The 17,484-nt window shown below is 34.8% G+C and carries 22 protein-coding genes; 8 read left to right on the forward strand and 14 right to left on the reverse strand.

Annotated features, from left to right (window positions below; genetic code table 11):
• Window positions 1-230: 230 nt before the first annotated feature.
• From def to ABIQ27_RS00360, 5 genes are all read right to left on the reverse strand, one after another.
• Window positions 231-818, reverse strand: coding sequence for a peptide deformylase (gene def / locus ABIQ27_RS00340; protein WP_348030975.1), 588 nt, complete (start codon window positions 816-818; stop codon window positions 231-233).
• Window positions 819-894: 76 nt separating this feature from the next.
• Window positions 895-2,373 carry a malate:quinone oxidoreductase gene (locus tag ABIQ27_RS00345; RefSeq protein WP_348030977.1) on the reverse strand — a complete coding sequence of 493 codons (1,479 nt, stop codon included), beginning with the start codon at window positions 2,371-2,373 and terminating at the stop codon, window positions 895-897.
• The gene (gene ruvX / locus ABIQ27_RS00350; protein WP_348030979.1) at window positions 2,373-2,789 is read right to left on the reverse strand and encodes a Holliday junction resolvase RuvX; all 417 of its coding nucleotides are present in this window, start codon (window positions 2,787-2,789) and stop codon (window positions 2,373-2,375) included. The genes ABIQ27_RS00345 and ruvX overlap by 1 nt, the downstream gene beginning before the upstream one ends.
• Before the next feature lie 89 nt (window positions 2,790-2,878).
• Window positions 2,879-3,481, reverse strand: a complete 603-nt coding sequence (locus tag ABIQ27_RS00355) for an META domain-containing protein (protein WP_348030980.1) — start codon at window positions 3,479-3,481, stop codon at window positions 2,879-2,881.
• A 113-nt stretch (window positions 3,482-3,594) separates the two neighbouring features.
• Entirely contained in the window at window positions 3,595-4,470 is an 876-nt protein-coding gene (locus tag ABIQ27_RS00360; RefSeq protein WP_348030982.1) for a copper resistance protein NlpE N-terminal domain-containing protein, read from the reverse strand.
• A 147-nt stretch (window positions 4,471-4,617) separates the two neighbouring features.
• Between ABIQ27_RS00360 and ABIQ27_RS00365 the strand changes: the two genes are divergently transcribed.
• Together ABIQ27_RS00365 and ABIQ27_RS00370 are read left to right on the forward strand one after the other, a co-directional pair.
• Complete coding sequence (locus tag ABIQ27_RS00365; RefSeq protein WP_348030984.1) at window positions 4,618-5,433, forward strand: 2,3,4,5-tetrahydropyridine-2,6-dicarboxylate N-succinyltransferase; 816 nt, start codon at window positions 4,618-4,620, stop codon at window positions 5,431-5,433.
• 37 nt (window positions 5,434-5,470) lie between these two features.
• Window positions 5,471-6,283, forward strand: coding sequence for a glycosyltransferase (locus ABIQ27_RS00370; protein WP_348030985.1), 813 nt, complete (start codon window positions 5,471-5,473; stop codon window positions 6,281-6,283).
• Here the strand turns inward: ABIQ27_RS00370 and ABIQ27_RS00375 are convergent.
• Together ABIQ27_RS00375 and ABIQ27_RS00380 are read right to left on the reverse strand one after the other, a co-directional pair.
• Window positions 6,264-7,088 carry a glycosyltransferase family 2 protein gene (locus ABIQ27_RS00375; protein ID WP_348030987.1) on the reverse strand — a complete coding sequence of 275 codons (825 nt, stop codon included), beginning with the start codon at window positions 7,086-7,088 and terminating at the stop codon, window positions 6,264-6,266. The genes ABIQ27_RS00370 and ABIQ27_RS00375 overlap by 20 nt on opposite strands.
• Before the next feature lie 38 nt (window positions 7,089-7,126).
• A complete protein-coding gene (locus ABIQ27_RS00380; protein WP_348030989.1) occupies window positions 7,127-7,939 on the reverse strand; it encodes a glycosyltransferase family 2 protein in 813 nt (270 codons plus the stop codon).
• A gap of 101 nt (window positions 7,940-8,040) precedes the next feature.
• On the opposite strand from ABIQ27_RS00380, the gene ABIQ27_RS00385 reads away from it, so the two are divergent.
• From ABIQ27_RS00385 to ABIQ27_RS00410, 6 genes are all read left to right on the forward strand, one after another.
• Complete coding sequence (locus ABIQ27_RS00385) at window positions 8,041-9,018, forward strand: stealth family protein (protein ID WP_348030991.1); 978 nt, start codon at window positions 8,041-8,043, stop codon at window positions 9,016-9,018.
• Between the two features lie 9 nt (window positions 9,019-9,027).
• Complete coding sequence (locus ABIQ27_RS00390; RefSeq protein WP_348030993.1) at window positions 9,028-9,594, forward strand: L-threonylcarbamoyladenylate synthase; 567 nt, start codon at window positions 9,028-9,030, stop codon at window positions 9,592-9,594.
• Window positions 9,595-9,673: 79 nt separating this feature from the next.
• The gene (locus tag ABIQ27_RS00395) at window positions 9,674-11,095 is read left to right on the forward strand and encodes an HD domain-containing protein (protein WP_348030995.1); all 1,422 of its coding nucleotides are present in this window, start codon (window positions 9,674-9,676) and stop codon (window positions 11,093-11,095) included.
• A gap of 97 nt (window positions 11,096-11,192) precedes the next feature.
• Window positions 11,193-11,552: a four helix bundle protein gene (locus ABIQ27_RS00400; protein WP_348030997.1), complete on the forward strand. Its 360-nt coding sequence runs from the start codon at window positions 11,193-11,195 to the stop codon at window positions 11,550-11,552.
• Window positions 11,553-11,579: 27 nt separating this feature from the next.
• Entirely contained in the window at window positions 11,580-12,599 is a 1,020-nt protein-coding gene (locus ABIQ27_RS00405; protein WP_348030999.1) for a COX15/CtaA family protein, read from the forward strand.
• Window positions 12,600-12,618: 19 nt separating this feature from the next.
• Window positions 12,619-13,128 (forward strand): hypothetical protein, encoded by a 510-nt coding sequence (locus tag ABIQ27_RS00410; protein WP_348031001.1) that lies wholly within the window; start codon window positions 12,619-12,621, stop codon window positions 13,126-13,128.
• 37 nt (window positions 13,129-13,165) lie between these two features.
• On the opposite strand, the gene ABIQ27_RS00415 is transcribed toward ABIQ27_RS00410, so the two are convergent.
• The 7 genes from ABIQ27_RS00415 to ABIQ27_RS00445 all read right to left on the reverse strand — a co-directional run bounded on the left by ABIQ27_RS00415 (window position 13,166) and on the right by ABIQ27_RS00445 (window position 17,439).
• Window positions 13,166-13,771 carry a thioredoxin family protein gene (locus ABIQ27_RS00415; RefSeq protein WP_348031002.1) on the reverse strand — a complete coding sequence of 202 codons (606 nt, stop codon included), beginning with the start codon at window positions 13,769-13,771 and terminating at the stop codon, window positions 13,166-13,168.
• A 6-nt stretch (window positions 13,772-13,777) separates the two neighbouring features.
• Window positions 13,778-14,263 (reverse strand): TlpA disulfide reductase family protein, encoded by a 486-nt coding sequence (locus ABIQ27_RS00420; protein ID WP_348031004.1) that lies wholly within the window; start codon window positions 14,261-14,263, stop codon window positions 13,778-13,780.
• Window positions 14,264-14,505: 242 nt separating this feature from the next.
• Complete coding sequence (locus ABIQ27_RS00425) at window positions 14,506-15,261, reverse strand: LytTR family DNA-binding domain-containing protein (RefSeq protein WP_348031006.1); 756 nt, start codon at window positions 15,259-15,261, stop codon at window positions 14,506-14,508.
• A 51-nt stretch (window positions 15,262-15,312) separates the two neighbouring features.
• Complete coding sequence (locus tag ABIQ27_RS00430) at window positions 15,313-15,633, reverse strand: 2TM domain-containing protein (protein WP_348031008.1); 321 nt, start codon at window positions 15,631-15,633, stop codon at window positions 15,313-15,315.
• Window positions 15,626-15,925 carry a 2TM domain-containing protein gene (locus tag ABIQ27_RS00435; protein WP_348031009.1) on the reverse strand — a complete coding sequence of 100 codons (300 nt, stop codon included), beginning with the start codon at window positions 15,923-15,925 and terminating at the stop codon, window positions 15,626-15,628. The genes ABIQ27_RS00430 and ABIQ27_RS00435 overlap by 8 nt, the downstream gene beginning before the upstream one ends.
• A gap of 2 nt (window positions 15,926-15,927) precedes the next feature.
• Window positions 15,928-17,259, reverse strand: a complete 1,332-nt coding sequence (locus tag ABIQ27_RS00440) for a 2TM domain-containing protein (protein WP_348031011.1) — start codon at window positions 17,257-17,259, stop codon at window positions 15,928-15,930.
• 6 nt (window positions 17,260-17,265) lie between these two features.
• Entirely contained in the window at window positions 17,266-17,439 is a 174-nt protein-coding gene (locus ABIQ27_RS00445) for a hypothetical protein (protein ID WP_348031012.1), read from the reverse strand.
• Window positions 17,440-17,484: the final 45 nt, after the last annotated feature.

A 17,484-nucleotide genomic window follows, 5' to 3' on the forward strand; every position in this document is an offset into this window, starting at 1 on the left:
AACGGGTTTGTATTTTCAATTCAAACAATCCTGGTTTTCCGGCAATGGCTAATATTTTTTCTACGTTCATTTTTTAATTTAATTAAGGGACAAATATATATAATTCAAAAATCAATTTCAATGTCAAGAATCAATTTCAATGTCAAAAATCAATCTCAATGTTAAAACTAAATGAATTCAATATTATTTGATTGATATTGATTTTTGTCATTGATTTTTGAAATTGAATGCTATCTTCCTTTTTTATTGGCAAATTTCATTCTGTAATCTGGAAAAGCTTTGCCATCCATAATGTTCTGTAACTTCTTTTTAATCAGTGTTTTTTTCAATGTTGAAATTTTATCGGTAAATAAAATCCCTTCGATATGATCGTACTCATGCTGAATTACACGGGCAATCAGGCCATCAAAAACTTCTGTTTTTTTATTAAAGTTTTCATCACAAAATTCAATAGTAATTCTTTCGTTGCGATAAACATCTTCACGAACATCCGGAATACTCAGGCAACCTTCATTAAATCCCCATTCTTCACCATCTTCAAGAAGCATTTTCGCATTGATGAATGTTTGTTTGAAGCTCTTTAATTGATTTTGTTCTTCTTTTGTCAAATCATTGCTATCACTAAAAGGTTCGGTATCGATTATAAACAATCGTATTGGAAAACCTACTTGTGGCGCGGCTAATCCAACTCCAAAAGCATTGTACATCGTATCATACATATTGGCAATAATGGCCGAAAGATTAGGATATTCGGGAGTAATTTCTTCACAAACCTGTCGCAAAACCGGTTCACCATAGCCGTAAATAGGAATAATCATTTTTGTAATATTCAGAGTTTAGTATTCAAAAAATACTTTGTTTAATTCGAATGCAAAAGTAATCAAAAAAATAAATTTAGTAATCTAATTTCAGGGTTTTGCTTGTCATTTCTCTAATCGAATCACACAATTCCGGATTTTCATTTAGTGTTTGTCCAAAAGATGGTATCATTATTTTTAGTTTTTCCTGCCAAATTGAGGTGCTCATTTCTTCACCAAAGCATTTATTCAACACATCAATCATAATAGCAACCGCTGTTGATGCACCAGGAGAAGCTCCAAGTAAACAGGCCAAAGTTCCATCTGAAGTTGAAATAACTTCAGTGCCAAATTCTAAAATTCCGCCTTCTTTTTCATCTTTTTTAATGACCTGAACGCGTTGCCCGGCTTCCAGCAATTGCCAATCTTTCTGTTTTGCATTTGGAAAATATTCTTTTAAAGCTTTGATTCTTTTTTCATCGGATTGCATTACCTGCTGCACCAGATATTTCGTCAATGGAATGTTATGCCAACCTGCGGAAAGCATCGGAATTATGTTCTCGATTTCTATCGATTTAATCAAATCAAGATAGGAACCGTTCTTTAAAAACTTAGTTGAAAATCCGGCGAAAGGCCCAAAAAGCAATTCTTTTTTTCCATCGATTATTCGGGTATCAAGATGCGGAACCGACATTGGTGGCGCACCAACACTTGCTTTTCCATAAACTTTTATATGATGCTTCTTAATGATTTCTTCGTTGGTACATTTTAGCCATTGCCCTGAAACCGGAAATCCACCAAAGCCTTCTCCTTCTTTAACGTCCGCTTTTTCAAGGAGCAATAGAGAACCGCCGCCTGCTCCGATAAAAACAAATTTGGCTCGTGACTTTATCGTTTCATCTGAAACCAAATTTTTGATTTTTAATCGCCAGATTTTATCGTCTTTTTGCTTAATTTTTCTAACCTCGTGATTGTAATGAACTGTAACGCCGTCCTGTTTGTTTAAATATTCAAACATACTTTTGGTTAATGCTCCAAAATTTACATCGGTTCCAAATGGCATATAGGTTGCCGCAACTTTTTCAGCCTTACTTCTGTTCTCCATAACCAAAGGCATCCACGATTGTAATTGCTCCAAATCGGTGCTGAATTGCATACCGGAAAATAATGGATTTTTAACCAAGGCTACATATCTTTTTTGAAGGAATTCAACATTTTCATTTCCCCATACAAAGCTTAAATGCGGTACGTTGTGAATAAAATTTTCGGGATTTGGAAGTTTTCCATTGGCAACCAAATAGCTCCAAAACTGGCGTGATAGTTTAAATTGTTCCGCAATATGAATTGCTTTTTTACAATCGACTTTTCCGTTTTCACTTTCCGGAGTATAATTCAATTCGCAAAAAGCTGAGTGTCCTGTTCCTGCGTTATTCCATGCTTCAGAACTTTCCTGAGCTGGCTTGTCTAATCTTTCGAAAATATCAATGGTAATATCTGGCTGAAGTTCTTTGAGAAAAACACCTAACGTTGCACTCATTATTCCGGCTCCAATTAATATTACATCCGGTTGTTCCATTAAATCATTTTTCGTGTCAAATAATCCTGAAGCAAAATAGTCGCAGCAATTTCGTCAACCAATCCTTTATTTTGACGTTGTTTCTTTTTCAATCCACTGTCGATCATTGTTTGAAAAGCCATCTTAGAAGTAAATCGCTCATCAACCCTTACTATTTGCATTTCGGGAAAAGCAGTTTTAAAAGCAGTAACAAATTTTTCGATAATTGGAGTGCTTTCGGATGGTTTGCCGTTCATCTGCTTTGGTTCACCAATAAGTACTTTGAAAACATCTTCTTTTGAAAAATAAGTGGTTAAAAAAGCAATGGCAGTTTCAGATGGAATCGTTGTCAATCCGGAAGCAATGATTTGCAGCTCATCGGTAACAGCAATTCCCGTACGTTTTATCCCGTAATCTATTGAGAGAATCCTTGGCATTTTTAATAATGATTATTTAGGCAAAGATAATTTAAAGATGCCAAAAAAAAACCTTGTGACACACAAGGTTTTTCAAAGTAAATAATAATTTATCTGATAGCTTCGAACTTAGCTACTGCTTTTTTCCCGACATGAAAGTGAAGCATTTTGTCTTCAATCATGTAATTATCTGTTTTCTGTAAGTTATTGAAAAAACTTCTTTCCACATCCATGTTTTTACAAGCCATTCTTGTAGAAATTATATTAGTGAAGCCTATTTTATTAGACGCTTTCATAAAATAATTTCCACTAATGCTGTTACAACCTACAAAAGCTTTGAATGTGCCACTTTTTGAATCAAAATTTATAAAGTAATCGCGTCTGGTAGTTTCTTCTACAGCTTTGCCGTTTAATTCAACAAGTCTCCATTTAGTTTCTGCCAAAGGAAAATCACCTTTCATTCCTGGACCTTTTACGACTTCAGTTCCTGTGGACATTTTGTTAGGCAGTTTGACATTCGATTTTGCGCCTGATGAATCAGTTGTTGTAGAAATTGTATCTGATTGGTAACCTAATGTATCGGTTTCTGTGATTGTGTCTTTCTGAATCGCAGTTGAATCAATAGCGACATCTGAATTTTCATTCGCATCGTGATTTTTACAACTTGTGAAACAAAAAAATAAAACTGCAATGGTAAAATAAATGGTTTTCATAAGATTAGGTGTTTATAGTTTGAATTGCAAAATTATGCAGTTACTTCCTAATAAAATTATATAATTTTTAAGATTAATTACACAATATCCCTCTACTTATCTGCAGATCATATCTATTTAAATACTAAAAAATTTGCCAACTGCTTTTTATCGGCTCCAAATAAAGTGAGAGTTTCTTTGTCTAATTTATAACTATGTGTTTCAGCCAATGCTGTAAAAAAGTAGCTTTCCAATTCCATATCAGCGCAATCAAGTTTATTGGAAACTATACCTGAAAAAGTCAAAGTCGTAGAAGATGGCATCACATAATGACCAAGAATATTATTGCAGCCGGAAAGCGCTACAAATCTTCCGTCTTTTGAATTAAGCTTCATATAATAAACGTTTTTGCCTTTTTGATCAACTTTCTTTTTGCTCAATGAAACTAACTTCCACTTGGTTCCCGCCAAAGGATATTTCCCAACTGCCGGATTAACCTTTTCGATTACAGTTGTCGTAGCGATCCTGCTATTCAAATCAACAGTTTCTTTATTATTTTCTTCAGCTGTTTCGATAGTTGAATTATCTGAAGGCTGTTTTGACAAAATGTATTCATCATCTAAATTATCTGCATATATTTTGCCTGAACTATCAAGTTGTGTCAACTTATTTTTCCCAACCAAGTATTTATTATGACCATAGTTTATATCTGTCAGAATAATAACATCTCCTTTTTTATTCCATGTAAAATGTCCTTTCTGCACAAATACCTTATTGCCTTTCTTCAGGTATTTCGTTTTTATAGAAAAGGTGGTGTTTTCGTTGATTGCAATTTCGGTTTCTATACCCTGACAATCTGGGCAGGGAAGAATTCCTTTGTAAATACCAACATAATCTAATGAGCTCTTAGGAGAAACAACATCAGTATCAACTTTTTTTTCGGTAGCGGTTTGCTTTTGACAACTTACAAATGAGATTGTTATCAGAAACAGTAAAATATATTTTTTCATCGGGTTAGGAATAAAGATGACCAAAATTATCAAATCAATTCATAAGTTAAAGTTAAATAAAATTCAATTTTAACAATCGTCTAAAAAAGGTATCTTTGTGCACCCGAGACCAAGAGGTCGAACTGAACGAAGTTAAATTCAAAAAACATGACGCAACTACAATCCATTATTGAAAAAGCCTGGGATAACCGGGAATTATTAAAAGACGAAACTACATTAAAAACCATCCGTGAAGTTATAGCATTACTGGATTCCGGAACTTTACGCGTTGCTGAACCAACAACTAACGGTTGGCAGGTAAACGAATGGGTTAAAAAAGCCGTAGTCATGTATTTTCCAATTCAGAAAATGGAAACCTGGGAAGCCGGAATTTTTGAATACCACGACAAAATGTTACTAAAAACAGGTTATGCCGAAAAAGGAATCCGCGTAGTTCCGCCAGCAACAGCAAGATATGGCGCTTATATTTCTAAAGGTGTCATTTTGATGCCAAGTTATGTGAATATCGGCGCTTATGTTGATGAAGGAACGATGGTTGACACTTGGGCAACCGTTGGAAGTTGTGCACAAATTGGTAAAGACGTACATCTTTCGGGCGGCGTCGGAATTGGCGGCGTTTTAGAACCTTTGCAAGCCGCTCCGGTTATTATTGAAGATGGCGCTTTTATCGGTTCACGTTGTATCGTTGTTGAAGGTGTTCGCGTTGAAAAAGAAGCCGTACTTGGTGCTAATGTTTGCCTGACAGCTTCAACCAAAATTATAGATGTTACTGGTGATGAACCAAAAGAATACAAAGGAGTTGTTCCGGCGCGTTCGGTCGTTATTCCTGGAAGTTATACCAAAAAGTTTGCAGCTGGCGATTTTCAGGTGCCATGCGCGTTGATTATCGGAACCCGAAAACCATCAACCGATTTGAAAACATCGCTCAACAATGCTTTAAGAGAATATGACGTAGCCGTTTAATTATCTATATTTGTTTATACTTACTAACTTATAGCATATGAAACTTAAAGAATATCCTCAATCGTTTTTCAACACGTTAAAGTTATTGTCTATTCCGGTTAGTAAATTAAACGACAAATCAAATTCAGTTCCTGTAATAGTTTCGCTAACAACAATCGAATCGCGTTTGAACAAAGTGCATATTACGTTGCGAAGTGTGATGAATCAGAGCGTAAAACCGGAGAAAATTGTGCTTTGGATTACCGAAGCCGACAAAAATAAAATTCCAAAAACGCTTGAAATGCTTACTGGTGATTTATTGGAAATAAAATTCACTAAACATACAAGTTCACACAAAAAACTACTTCCGTCTTTGGAATTGTTTCCTGATAAAGTGATTGTAACCTGCGATGATGATTTGATTTATGAAAATCAATGGCTGGAGAAATTATATGCAACTCACGTAAAGTATCCAAAAGACATCATCTGCAACAAAGCAAGACAAATTGCGGTTGATGAAAATAATAAAACACTCGATTATAAATTCTGGAAATATACCAAAGAAAATAATCCTGTTAAGAATTTAGCGATTGGCGAAGGTGGAATCTTATATCCGCCTGGAGCATTAAACAGTCAGATCACGGATTATGAACTGGCTTTAAAATTGGCTCCTAAAAATGATGATTTATGGTTCAAAGCTATGGCTTTGCTGAATAACACAACCGTTAGATTATCTGAAAATCCATCAAAGGTTTTTATCCCAATTCCGGGAACGCAGAAAATATCATTGAAGAAAATCAACGTAGTGAAAAACTTCAACGTTGATCAGTGGAATGATTTAACGGAATATTTTAATTTGAAGCTAAATTAGAATCAATTCCAATTGTCGTTTTAACCACTTTATTGGTTCTGGTATTCGCTCTTATGTCGTAGTTTTTCTTCCAGGTTTCTTTGTTTACATAGCCACGTTTGTGGTCTAAATGCACACAAATAGCGGAATATCTGATTTGCTTTGATTTCAAACCTTTATTGAATAATCTTTCGCCCAATTCGCGGTCTTGTCCGCCATATTGCATTTCCTGATTGAAGCCGTTTATTTCAACCAAATCTTTTTTCCAGCCCGATGCATTGTGACCATTCCAGGAAGCAGTTGTTGGCGTTATAAAATTTAGAATTTTGGCTGAAATTCCCGAGGCAATGAACTTTATATTCTTTCCGCTGGCTTTCAAACCCTGTGATTTTAGCCATTTCAAATCAAAACAATTTTGGGCAATAATATCTTCTTTGGTAATCGCTTTTGAAATATCCATCGGCAGTTTGAAATAACCGCCCGAAAGGAAATAACCTTCTTCCCTGTTATTGTAATGCACTTCAACAAAATCTTCTCTCGGAATGCAATCGCCATCGGTAAAAATCAAATAATCCGAAGTCGAAGCAATAATCGCTTTGTTCAGTATTTGTGATTTCTGAAAACCATTGTCTTCCTGCCAAACGTGAATTATCGGAATGGAAATTTCTTTTCTTAATCTGTCTATCAATTCTCTTGTAGCTTCACGCGAACCATCATCAGCAATGATAATTTCAAAATCACGAAACGTTTGCACGCTGAAACCTATGATGGTTTTCTCAAGCCATTCTTCTGAATTATAAGTGCTGAAAATAACTGATAGTGTCATAGATTTTCAATTAATCATTGCAAAATTACATATTATTTTTAGTGTTTATCTAGTCCCATTTCTATTCGGGTGATTTTATTCTTGCTGTTGAATTTCCGTACTTCCATATTATAAGCTACTTTTTCCGGATTGACATAACTTCTGGAATGATCCAAATGCACACAAATAGCGGTATAGCGAATCTGCTTTGAAAACAATCCTAAATTAAACAGACGCTCGCCCATTTCCCGGTCTTCGCCGCCATACTCCAACAATTCATTAAAACCATTTATTGCCAAAATATCAGATTTATATCCGGAAGAATTATGCCCGTTCCACGAACGTTTAGTTGGTGTTACCCAATTCATAAATGCAGCGAAATAGTGGTTGTGAATAAGTTTGGTTATTTTAAAATTGAGTTTCAATCCTTGCTTTTTTAACCACGAAGCATCGAAACATTTTTGGGTAAGAATATCGTCGTCGGTAATCGCTTTTGAAATATTCATTGGAAGCTTGAAATAGCCACCGGAAAGAAAATATCCTTTTTCTCTTTGCTTAAGATGGTTTGCAACAAAATCCTTTCTTGGAATACAATCGCCATCAGTAAACAATAAATAATCGGAATTGGATTTTAGAATGGCTGAATTTAAAATCCGGCATTTCCGGAAGCCATTATCTTCGTGCCAAACGTGAAGTATCGGATGCTTGAATTTAGCTGCAAATGACTCAACAACAGCTTGTGTTTTACTGGTCGAACCATCATCTGCCACAATAATCTCAAAATCAGTTGCAGTTTGAATAGTATAGCCAAGCAACACCTTGTGTAACCATTCCTCTGAATTGTAAGTAGAGATAATTATTGACAACTTCATACTATACAAACATAAAGAATTAATTGGATTTTAACCAAAAGTAACCGTATCGTTTTTGGGCTCCGAAAAAAAACCTAATTTTACAGACTAATAAAAAATTGATGAAACATCATTCTGGAAATAATTTTGAAATCGATGCTGTTATTGCATGGGTTGATGGAAATGATGAAAATCATATCAACAAATTAAATCAGTACGTAGAAAATAAATCTTCCCTTAATCAGAAAGGATTTCTAACCCGATTTAATGAAGTTAATGAAATTGAATATTGTATAAAATCAATCAAAAAATTCGCTCCTTACGTAAAAAATATTTATATCGTTACCGACAATCAAACTCCGGACTTTATAAAAAATAATGCTGAAAATCCAGAATTTAAGAATATTAAGATTGTAGACCATAAGGAAATATTCAAGGGTTATGAAAATTATTTGCCACTTTTCAACAGTTATTCAATTGAAACGATGATTACCCGAATTCCGAACCTCGCGGAACATTTTATCTATTTTAATGATGATATGTTTTTGGTTCGTGAAACAAAAGCAACAGATTTTTTTACCGATGAAGGATTTCCGATAATTCGAGGACAATGGTCCCGTTTTGAATCAACAAAGTTTAAAGAATTTCTAATATCTACTGGACTGAAAAAGAATCGTGTTTCAAGATTAGGCTATAAAAAAGGTCAGGAAAATTCAGCCAGGATACTTGGTTTAGAAAAATATTTCAGATTAAATCACACACCATCTCCGATAAGAAAATCGATTTTAAATGACTATTTCGATACCAATCCAGAAGTTGTAATCAATAATATCAAACACAGATTCAGAGTTCCAACCTATTTTATGTTCCAGTCGCATTCGGCACATTTAGAAGTTCTGAATAAATCATTTGAGCAAAAGAAAAGTTATAAATTAATTCATTTTGGTTCGACAGACAAGCCATTGTCATGGATTAAATTCAAATTATCTCTTCAAAAAAAATATCACAAAAGCCTGTTTTTGAATATCCAAAGCCTTGATTTGTATCCGAAAAAAAAGCTTGACTATATTTTAAACTGGTTGGATAAATTATTAGAATAAAAATTAAAAATGGATATAAATACTGAAGTTCACAAAGCATTCGAAGTCATTCAAAATGGCGGCATAATCCTCTATCCGACCGATACGGTTTGGGGAATTGGCTGCGATGCGACCAATGCCGAAGCAGTAAAAAAAATCTACGCTTTAAAACAACGCGAAGAAAGCAAAAGTATGATAGTGCTGATGAATGGCGAGAAAATGATGTACAATGTCTTTAAAGATATTCCTGAAACTGCCTGGCAAATTCTGGATTTATCTGAGAAACCAACGACTTTGATTCTGGATAATCCACGGAATGTTGCGGCGAATATTATTGCCGATGACAAAACACTTGGCGTCCGAATAGTAAAAGAACCTTTCTGTTTCAAACTGATGGAACGCATGAGAAAACCATTGGTTTCGACTTCAGCAAATATCTCCGGAATGTTTACGCCCAAATCTTTCAAAGAAATTGCTCCCGAAATTATAAAAGGTGTCGACTATGTAGTAAATTTGCACCACGAAAAAATTTGCGACAAACCATCAACGATTATCAAGCTTTCGTTAGATAATCAGGTCAAAGTTATTCGCAAATAAAACTAATTTGAAAATTTGAAGATTTGAAAATGCTCTAATTAATTTTCAAATTGTCTAATTTTCAAATTTTCAAATAAGTATGAATTACATCAAAGCTCTAGATAATCCAATTTTTAAAATCATCGCTCAAGCCAGTGAACAACTGGGATTAGAGAGTTATGTGATTGGCGGCTTTGTACGTGATTATTTGTTGCAGCGTGACTTCAAAAAAGATATTGATATTGTGGCCATTGGTTCCGGAATTGATTTGGCTTTAAAAGTTTCTGAATTATTGCCAAACAAACCGAAGGTTCAGGTTTTCAAGAATTATGGAACAGCGATGCTTCGTTACAAAGAAATCGACATTGAATTTGTTGGTGCCCGAAAAGAAAGCTATTCCGAAGACAGCCGCAATCCTATTGTGGAAAATGGAACTCTTGAAGACGACCAAAACCGACGTGATTTTACGATTAATGCTTTGGCTTTTTCTTTGAATCAAAACAATTATGGCGACTTAATTGACCCTTTTGATGGCTTGACCGATTTGGAAAACAAGGTTATTAAAACGCCTTTAAACCCTGACATCACTTATTCTGATGATCCGTTGCGCATGATGCGTGCGATTCGTTTTTCAACGCAATTGGACTTTGTCATCGAAGCAAAATCATTGGAAGCCATTGAACGAAATAAAGAAAGAATCAAAATCATTTCAGGCGAGCGTATTGTGGACGAACTGAACAAGATTTTGTCTACGCCAAAACCATCGATTGGCTTTTTACATTTGTACAAAACCGGGCTTTTAGATATAATCCTTCCCGAATTGACAGCGTTGAATAACGTAGAAGAAATCGAAGGTCATACGCATAAAAACAATTTTTATCATACACTTGAAGTCGTTGATAATATTTGTCCGAATACCGATGATGTTTGGTTGCGTTGGGCAGCTTTACTGCATGATATTGGAAAAGCACCAACCAAAAAATTCAATAAAAAACAAGGCTGGACATTCCACGGACACGAATTCCTTGGTGGAAAAATGGTGAAGAAAATCTTTGAAAGATTGCACATGCCGTTGAACCAAAAAATGAAGTTTGTTGCCAAAATGGTAATGCTGAGTTCTCGCCCAATCGTACTATCAGAAGATATCGTAACCGATTCGGCTGTTCGTCGTTTAGTTTTTGATGCCGGTGAAGATGTTGATAATCTGATGACATTATGCGAAGCAGATATTACGACCAAGAATCCGACGAAGTTTAAGAAGTATCACAACAATTTTGACATCGTACGCAAAAAGATAATTGAAGTTGAAGAACGCGACCAAGTCCGTAATTTCCAGCCGCCAATTTCGGGTGAAGAAATTATGGAAATCTTTAATCTGAAACCTTCACGTGAAATCGGTGTTTTAAAAGAAGCCGTGAAAGAAGCCATTCTTGAAGGTGAAATTCCGAATGAATATCAGGCAGCGTATAATTTTGTTTTGGCAAGAGCGGAGAAATTAGGATTGAAAAGAGTTACAAAGTAGCAAAGTACCAAAGTAAAAAAAGGATATTAAAAGTGTATGATATTCAAAATAAAACTTTGCAACTTTGAGACTATGGAACTTTGAAACTTTAGCAAAGATGAAAACATTTAGAGACTTATTGATTTGGCAAAAAGCAATGACATTGGTTACCAATTGTTATTTGCTTTCAAGAAATTTTCCAAAAGAAGAGCAGTTTGGATTAACTTCTCAAATTAGAAGATGTTGCATTTCCATACCGAGTAATATTTCTGAAGGTTTTGGAAGAGGAACTAATAAAGATTATCATCGATTTTTAAAAATATCATTAGGTTCGCTTTTTGAATTTCAAACACAAATTGAAATTGCCTATAATTTAGAATATATTAAAGAAGAAAATTTTAATAAACTATATGAAGATAGCAGAGAATTAGAAAGAATGTTAAGTTCTTTCATCAGCAAAGTAAAAGAAACTTTGTAACTCTGCTACTTTGAAACTTTGTTACTTATGAAAAAAGACAAAGCCATTATCTACTGGTTGCTTTCAGGTTGTGTTTTAGTATTTGTTATGGTTGTTGTTGGTGGAATCACGCGACTGACAAACTCGGGTTTATCAATGACCGATTGGCATTTGGTAACTGATACGTTGCCGCCATTGACGGATACAAAATGGCAACAGGCTTTTGATGCTTACAAGCAGTTTCCGGAATATCAAAAAATCAACATTCATAACGATTTTCAGCTTTCGGATTATAAGTTTATTTATTTCTGGGAATGGTTTCACCGTTTTATCGGTCGAATCATTGGATTGGTTTTCTTAGTTCCTTTTTTCTATTTCCTTATTAAGAAACGAATTGATAAAGCAACATTGAAAAAATGCTATATCCTTTTGGGAATGGGCGCTTTGCAGGGTTTCTTTGGATGGTATATGGTAAAAAGTGGTTTGGTTAACGATCCTGATGTGAGTCATTTCAGATTGTCTTTGCACTTAACTTTTGCTTTTATCACGTTTGCTTACACGCTTTGGGTAGCTTTGGATTTGATTTATCCAGATAGAAAATTAGTTGTTGTCGAGTTGAAAAAACTGGCTCGAATCACACTGATATTTCTTTTAATCCAGATAATTTATGGCGGATTTGTAGCAGGTCTGAATGCCGGACTAATTCACAATCATTGGCCATTGATGAGTGATGGTCAGTTCTTTCACGATAGTATTGCTTTAGAAAAAGATTCCTGGTTAGCCCGATTAACAGAAGGAAAAAGCGGCGTTCAGTTTGTACATAGAACTATGGCGTATGTTGTTGTTGGACTGATTTTATTCTTATACTTCAAAAGCAAAAAATTCACACTTACAACTCAACAGCAAAACGGATTGAATGCTTTGGTGATAATTGTGTTTTTACAATTTACATTAGGCGTTTTCACATTGTTATACAGCGTTCCGCTTTGGTTAGGATTGATTCATCAGATTACGGCTTTCTTTTTATTGACGGCGATGACGTATACGCTGCATAGATTTTCAAAATAAACAATTTATATTTTCCATTATGAAAAAAATTCTGTTCTTGTTTTCGTTTTTTTATGTTTCTCTTATGTTTTCACAAGCAAAAGATAACGCATTAATTGTACTTGATTCTAAAAAATTAGGGCTTATGAAGGATTTGACTAAAGAAATGGAAGCTATAAATCCAGATGACATTTCAACTCTCACAGTATTTAAAGACACGCTAATTACTAAGCAATATGGAACTGAATATGGGGTTATTGTGATTACAACCAAAAAGTATATTTTGGAAACCTTTTATAAAGATAATATTCAAAATTCTCCTTTAAAAGAGAAAATAAACTCACCAGAGGATTTTGCTAAAATTGGAGTTATAACTGATAAGCCCGATAGTAAAAACCAACCTTATGATGAATTGTCAAAATATATTTATACCAATACGGCCAACGAAAAGATTAAAAAAATAGCCAGTATCTTTTTCATAAATCCTGAAGATGCCGTCAAGATAAATCCGAAATGGACTTTAGGCGCGATTGAGATTTCTGCCGAATAGAATAAAAAAAGTCCCGATTAAATCAGGACTTATTTTGTTATACTTTTTTGCTTGTTTTTATCGAACAGCCAATAGCTTTCGTCGTTGATGGTGAAGGATCTTTACCATTATCCAATGCCGAGATGGCATTCTCCAGATATTTTTCTTTGACAGCTGAAGCATCATCACAATTGTCATCAATAGCGCCAATGTATCTTACCACTAGGTTTTTGTCGAGTAAAAACACATGCGGTGTTTTCGTTGCGCCATATTGCGGATAAATCTTTTGTCCTTCATCTACCAGATACGGAAAAACAAATCCTTCTTCTTTGGCTTTTGCCTGCATCAAACTATAATTGTCTTTGGGCTGCACATCCGGATCATTTGGATTTATGGCTAACAGCACATAGCCTTTGGGTTTGTATTTCTTGGCGAGAGCATTCACGCGGTCGTCATATTTCATCGCAAACGGACACGTATTGCACGTAAACACTACAATAAAACCTTTGGCATCTTTATAATCAGACATGCTATACATTTTTCCGTCAACAGATTTTAGTTTGAAATCAGTGGCTTTGTCTCCGGGCTGATAACCGTTAGACACAATACTTTCTCCTATCAAAAAGGAAGAAACAAGGGCAAAAACTAGTGGAACAACTCTCATAATAAATTACTTTTTTTGATTAATAAATGTGTTGACATAGTCATTTAGTTGGTTGAAATTATCAAATTCACGTTCGGCAAACAGCTTTTGATTTCCGCTGAAAATGTATGTTGCCGGAATAGAACCTGACCAGTTTTGGTCTATTTGGGGAAGCCAAGTATTATAATCTTTATCGTTGAGGGAAACGACCTGGGCGGATATTTTTTTTCTTTTGATAAACGGAATAAGTTTCTTTTCTATGTCCTTTTTACTGTCAAGGCTAACGAGAATAACCGTTACGTTTTTATTTTCCTGATGCAGTTTTTCAAAATACGGCAACTCTTTTACGCAGGGTGCGCACCAGGTTGCCCAAAAATTAACTACATATATCTTATCATCACTCTTGATTATGGCTTTTTCGAAATCAACAAACTTGTCATATACCTTAAGCTCCTGCGCAATTGAAGTTTGAACAAAAGCAAGAAAAAAAGATATAAGTAAAAGTTGTTTCATGGAAAAAGTTGAGCATGACGAATTTACTAAGTTAACGCCAAGGTTGGAAACTACTTAACAAAAATTTACCATTACTTTAACGGCTGTTCGTTGCTGGTAAATGTTTGTTATATTTGTTTGGAAAGATGAGCACGGATTACAAATCCGCGCTATCGGATTTATAATCCGTGACATTTACATGAGATTGCTTCCGTTCCTCGCAATGACTAACTGCCAACTGCTACTGCTTACTGAACACTTTTTCAACCAAGCCACTCCTTAAAATCATTAACCCTTTCGCGTGCCACAATAACCTCATCGTCTTTGTAGGTTGGGAGAATTACTTTTAATCTCGAGTTGCTATGAATCTGGATTTCCTTTATGCCCTTCATTGGCACGATGAATTTACGGGAAACGCGGTAAAAATCCTTTGGGTCGAGTTCGGTTTCGAGTTGTTCCAAAGTGTTGTCTAAAAGATAATCACGGTTATCAAAAGTGTGCAAATATGTTCCTTTGTTTTCGCTGTAAAAGCATTCCACTTCATCAATGTTTATCATCTTGATCTGTTGCCCCATTTTGATGGTGAAACGTTTTTTGTAGTTTCTGTCTATTGGGTTTACCAGCATTTTCTTTATCATTTCAAAATCTAACATAGAAACCCTATTTTTTTGAAATTGACTATTGAATTTTGAAATTGCTATTGATAACTCGTCTTCGTCGATTGGTTTTAGCAAATAATCAATGCTGTTCAGCTTGAAGGCACGCAAGGCATATTCATCATACGCCGTTGTGAAAATCACAGCGCTTTTGATATCAATGGTTTCAAAGATTTCAAACGACAAACCATCGGATAATTGTATATCCAGAAAAATCAAATCGGGATGTGTATTTGTATTAAACCAATGAATGGATTCTTCCACAGAATGCAGCATTTGATTTACCTGCAAGCCCAATTTCTCGACTTTGCGCTGGAGTAATCGCGCTGCCGGTTTTTCGTCCTCAATTATAATAATGTTCATTTGGTTATGCGGTTATTTGGTTATTTGAAAAACTGCCGACTGAATACTGAGTTACTCCCATTTATTTTGTTTTTCCTTTTCCATCAGTTCTTTGATCTTTTTTTCTTCCCAGTCTTTTCCCATCATAAAGGAAGGCAGGAATACTGAAAGTCCGTGTGCGAGCAAACCAATTCCCCAAAAGAAAGCAGTATTAAACGTTTGGAATCTCCAAAAATTATAGTTGACATCTGTATTCTTATAATTCACAATAATCAACATCGCGTTGATTACGATATACACCATCAGATGCGAGTAAAATCCTTTGATTCTTTTAACACGCTTTAATGCCTGCTGGTATTTTATTTCTTCCGGAGTAAGATTAAAATCATTCATATTTATTTTGTTTTTCCTTGTCCATAAATTCTTTTATTTTTCTTTCTTCCCAATCTTTGCTCATGAATGGTGTGTATCTGAACACTTTCAAGCCGTGGAATAACAATCCGATTCCCCAACCCAGCATTGGCCAATAAAACCATAAATCTTTGGGTGTATACTTCAAGTTGATGAATACAAAAAACATCATAGTTAATACATAAGAAAGTAAATGTCCGTAAAAACCTTTAACATCCTGCACTTGTTTATAAGCGCGCTGGTATTTTTCGAATTCATTGCTATTTGATTCCATAATTAGTTCCATTTATTTTGTTTGTCTTTGTTTAGAATCTCCTGGATTTTCTTTTCTTCCCATGATTTTCCGTAACCGAAAGTTTCGATAGCATGGAACGTTACGCCCATTCCCCAACCAAACATTGGGAACCAAAACCATTGGAATCCACCGGTTTTCAGATTGATAAATACCAGCACCGGAACGACACAGCAATACGAAATCAAATTACCATAAAATCCTTTGAGCTTTTCTACTCTGTCTTTGGCTCTCATAAAAGCCATGTTTTCGTTGTATATATTTTGTGTTTCCATAAAAGCAATCTGTTTTGTCAATATTGGGATTTTTACTCTAAAAAGTGACGGGCTTTCTTCAATGTGCATTTTGCGTTCTGAAATCAAGCCATAACGGTTAACGATATTTTGCAGTCCAACGCCTCTTCTATCCTGCAGCACTTCTTTCTTTTGAAGATTGTTCTCAACGATGAGATAATTGTTCTCGATATAAATCTTGATGTGCAGCGGTTTTTGTTCGCTTACTACATTGTGCTTAATTGTATTTTCTAATAAAAGTTGCAACGAAAGCGGTACTACTCTGGCATCATCGTTATTAAAATCAGTTGGGATTTCATACGTAATACTGTTTTCGAAACGCATTTTCAATAAGTTCATATACGTTTTGGCGAAAGCCAATTCTTCAGAAACTGGTACCAATTCTTTGTCTTTCTGCTCTAAAACATAGCGGTATATTTTAGATAGCGATGTTGTGAATTTTTGTGCGTTATCGGGATTTTCTTCAATCAATGAACTCAACACATTCAAACTATTGAACAGAAAATGCGGATCGATTTGGTTTTTCAGGCTTTCAAATTGTGCCGAAGCTGTTCCTGCGATAATCTTTTGTTCTTTGACTTTGCTATCGCTATACGCTTTATAAATATAAAAGGCGTAAAAACATAATAGTACAATAAAAGTCATTACAATAGCGAAAACATAATTGGTTATCTTTTCATTGCTCATGTATTTTGCGAAACTATTTCCATCAATGACTACATCTTCAAAAATTCGCAGTAAAAAAATAACAAAGAGCGTAACGAAAAAAGAAGAAACAAACCCGACTATTATTCTTTTCAATGAAAATCTTTCTCTTGAAAATTTCTTATCACAATAAACAAAAACCATTTGATTAGCATAACCCAGAAAAAAGGAATACATCATCGTATATAAAAACTGTACGCCAAGTTGCTTGTTGAATTCTATTTTTGCACCATAAATGAAGTTTACCAAAATAATTATTAGAAAAATAATTACTCCTATTGCCAATGATCTTAATAATTCTTTTATGGTGAATTTCATAGTGTATTATTTGTTCTTTTCTGACTTGTACATGGCAGATGCTAAAAATCCAACGCCCATTCCGATTAAAGTTCCAACGCCTGTTTTATCCATTAGCATTCCAACTGCAATTCCGATAAACATGCATCCTATGAAGATAGTTCCTGCAATTTTGTTAGTGTCTTTTCCTTGATTTTCCATGATTCTATTATTAAAAGTTAGTTAGTTAGTTAGTTAGTTAGTTAG

This window comes from Flavobacterium sp., assembly GCF_039916025.1.
Lineage (GTDB): Bacteria > Bacteroidota > Bacteroidia > Flavobacteriales > Flavobacteriaceae > Flavobacterium.

Coding starts and splice junctions, on each gene's coding strand:
- ABIQ27_RS00425 (WP_348031006.1), bottom strand. CDS start 15,261: ATGAACATTATTATAATTGAGGACGAAAAACCGGCAGCGCGATTACTC.
- ABIQ27_RS00400 (WP_348030997.1), top strand. CDS start 11,193: ATGAAAACATTTAGAGACTTATTGATTTGGCAAAAAGCAATGACATTG.
- ABIQ27_RS00380 (WP_348030989.1), bottom strand. CDS start 7,939: ATGAAGTTGTCAATAATTATCTCTACTTACAATTCAGAGGAATGGTTA.
- def (WP_348030975.1), bottom strand. CDS start 818: ATGATTATTCCTATTTACGGCTATGGTGAACCGGTTTTGCGACAGGTT.
- ABIQ27_RS00440 (WP_348031011.1), bottom strand. CDS start 17,259: ATGAAATTCACCATAAAAGAATTATTAAGATCATTGGCAATAGGAGTA.
- ABIQ27_RS00390 (WP_348030993.1), top strand. CDS start 9,028: ATGGATATAAATACTGAAGTTCACAAAGCATTCGAAGTCATTCAAAAT.
- ABIQ27_RS00345 (WP_348030977.1), bottom strand. CDS start 2,373: ATGGAACAACCGGATGTAATATTAATTGGAGCCGGAATAATGAGTGCA.
- ABIQ27_RS00395 (WP_348030995.1), top strand. CDS start 9,674: ATGAATTACATCAAAGCTCTAGATAATCCAATTTTTAAAATCATCGCT.
- ABIQ27_RS00435 (WP_348031009.1), bottom strand. CDS start 15,925: ATGGAATCAAATAGCAATGAATTCGAAAAATACCAGCGCGCTTATAAA.
- ABIQ27_RS00445 (WP_348031012.1), bottom strand. CDS start 17,439: ATGGAAAATCAAGGAAAAGACACTAACAAAATTGCAGGAACTATCTTC.
- ABIQ27_RS00375 (WP_348030987.1), bottom strand. CDS start 7,088: ATGACACTATCAGTTATTTTCAGCACTTATAATTCAGAAGAATGGCTT.
- ABIQ27_RS00405 (WP_348030999.1), top strand. CDS start 11,580: ATGAAAAAAGACAAAGCCATTATCTACTGGTTGCTTTCAGGTTGTGTT.
- ruvX (WP_348030979.1), bottom strand. CDS start 2,789: ATGCCAAGGATTCTCTCAATAGATTACGGGATAAAACGTACGGGAATT.
- ABIQ27_RS00420 (WP_348031004.1), bottom strand. CDS start 14,263: ATGAAACAACTTTTACTTATATCTTTTTTTCTTGCTTTTGTTCAAACT.
- ABIQ27_RS00355 (WP_348030980.1), bottom strand. CDS start 3,481: ATGAAAACCATTTATTTTACCATTGCAGTTTTATTTTTTTGTTTCACA.
- ABIQ27_RS00430 (WP_348031008.1), bottom strand. CDS start 15,633: ATGAATGATTTTAATCTTACTCCGGAAGAAATAAAATACCAGCAGGCA.
- ABIQ27_RS00360 (WP_348030982.1), bottom strand. CDS start 4,470: ATGAAAAAATATATTTTACTGTTTCTGATAACAATCTCATTTGTAAGT.
- ABIQ27_RS00365 (WP_348030984.1), top strand. CDS start 4,618: ATGACGCAACTACAATCCATTATTGAAAAAGCCTGGGATAACCGGGAA.
- ABIQ27_RS00410 (WP_348031001.1), top strand. CDS start 12,619: ATGAAAAAAATTCTGTTCTTGTTTTCGTTTTTTTATGTTTCTCTTATG.
- ABIQ27_RS00385 (WP_348030991.1), top strand. CDS start 8,041: ATGAAACATCATTCTGGAAATAATTTTGAAATCGATGCTGTTATTGCA.
- ABIQ27_RS00370 (WP_348030985.1), top strand. CDS start 5,471: ATGAAACTTAAAGAATATCCTCAATCGTTTTTCAACACGTTAAAGTTA.
- ABIQ27_RS00415 (WP_348031002.1), bottom strand. CDS start 13,771: ATGAGAGTTGTTCCACTAGTTTTTGCCCTTGTTTCTTCCTTTTTGATA.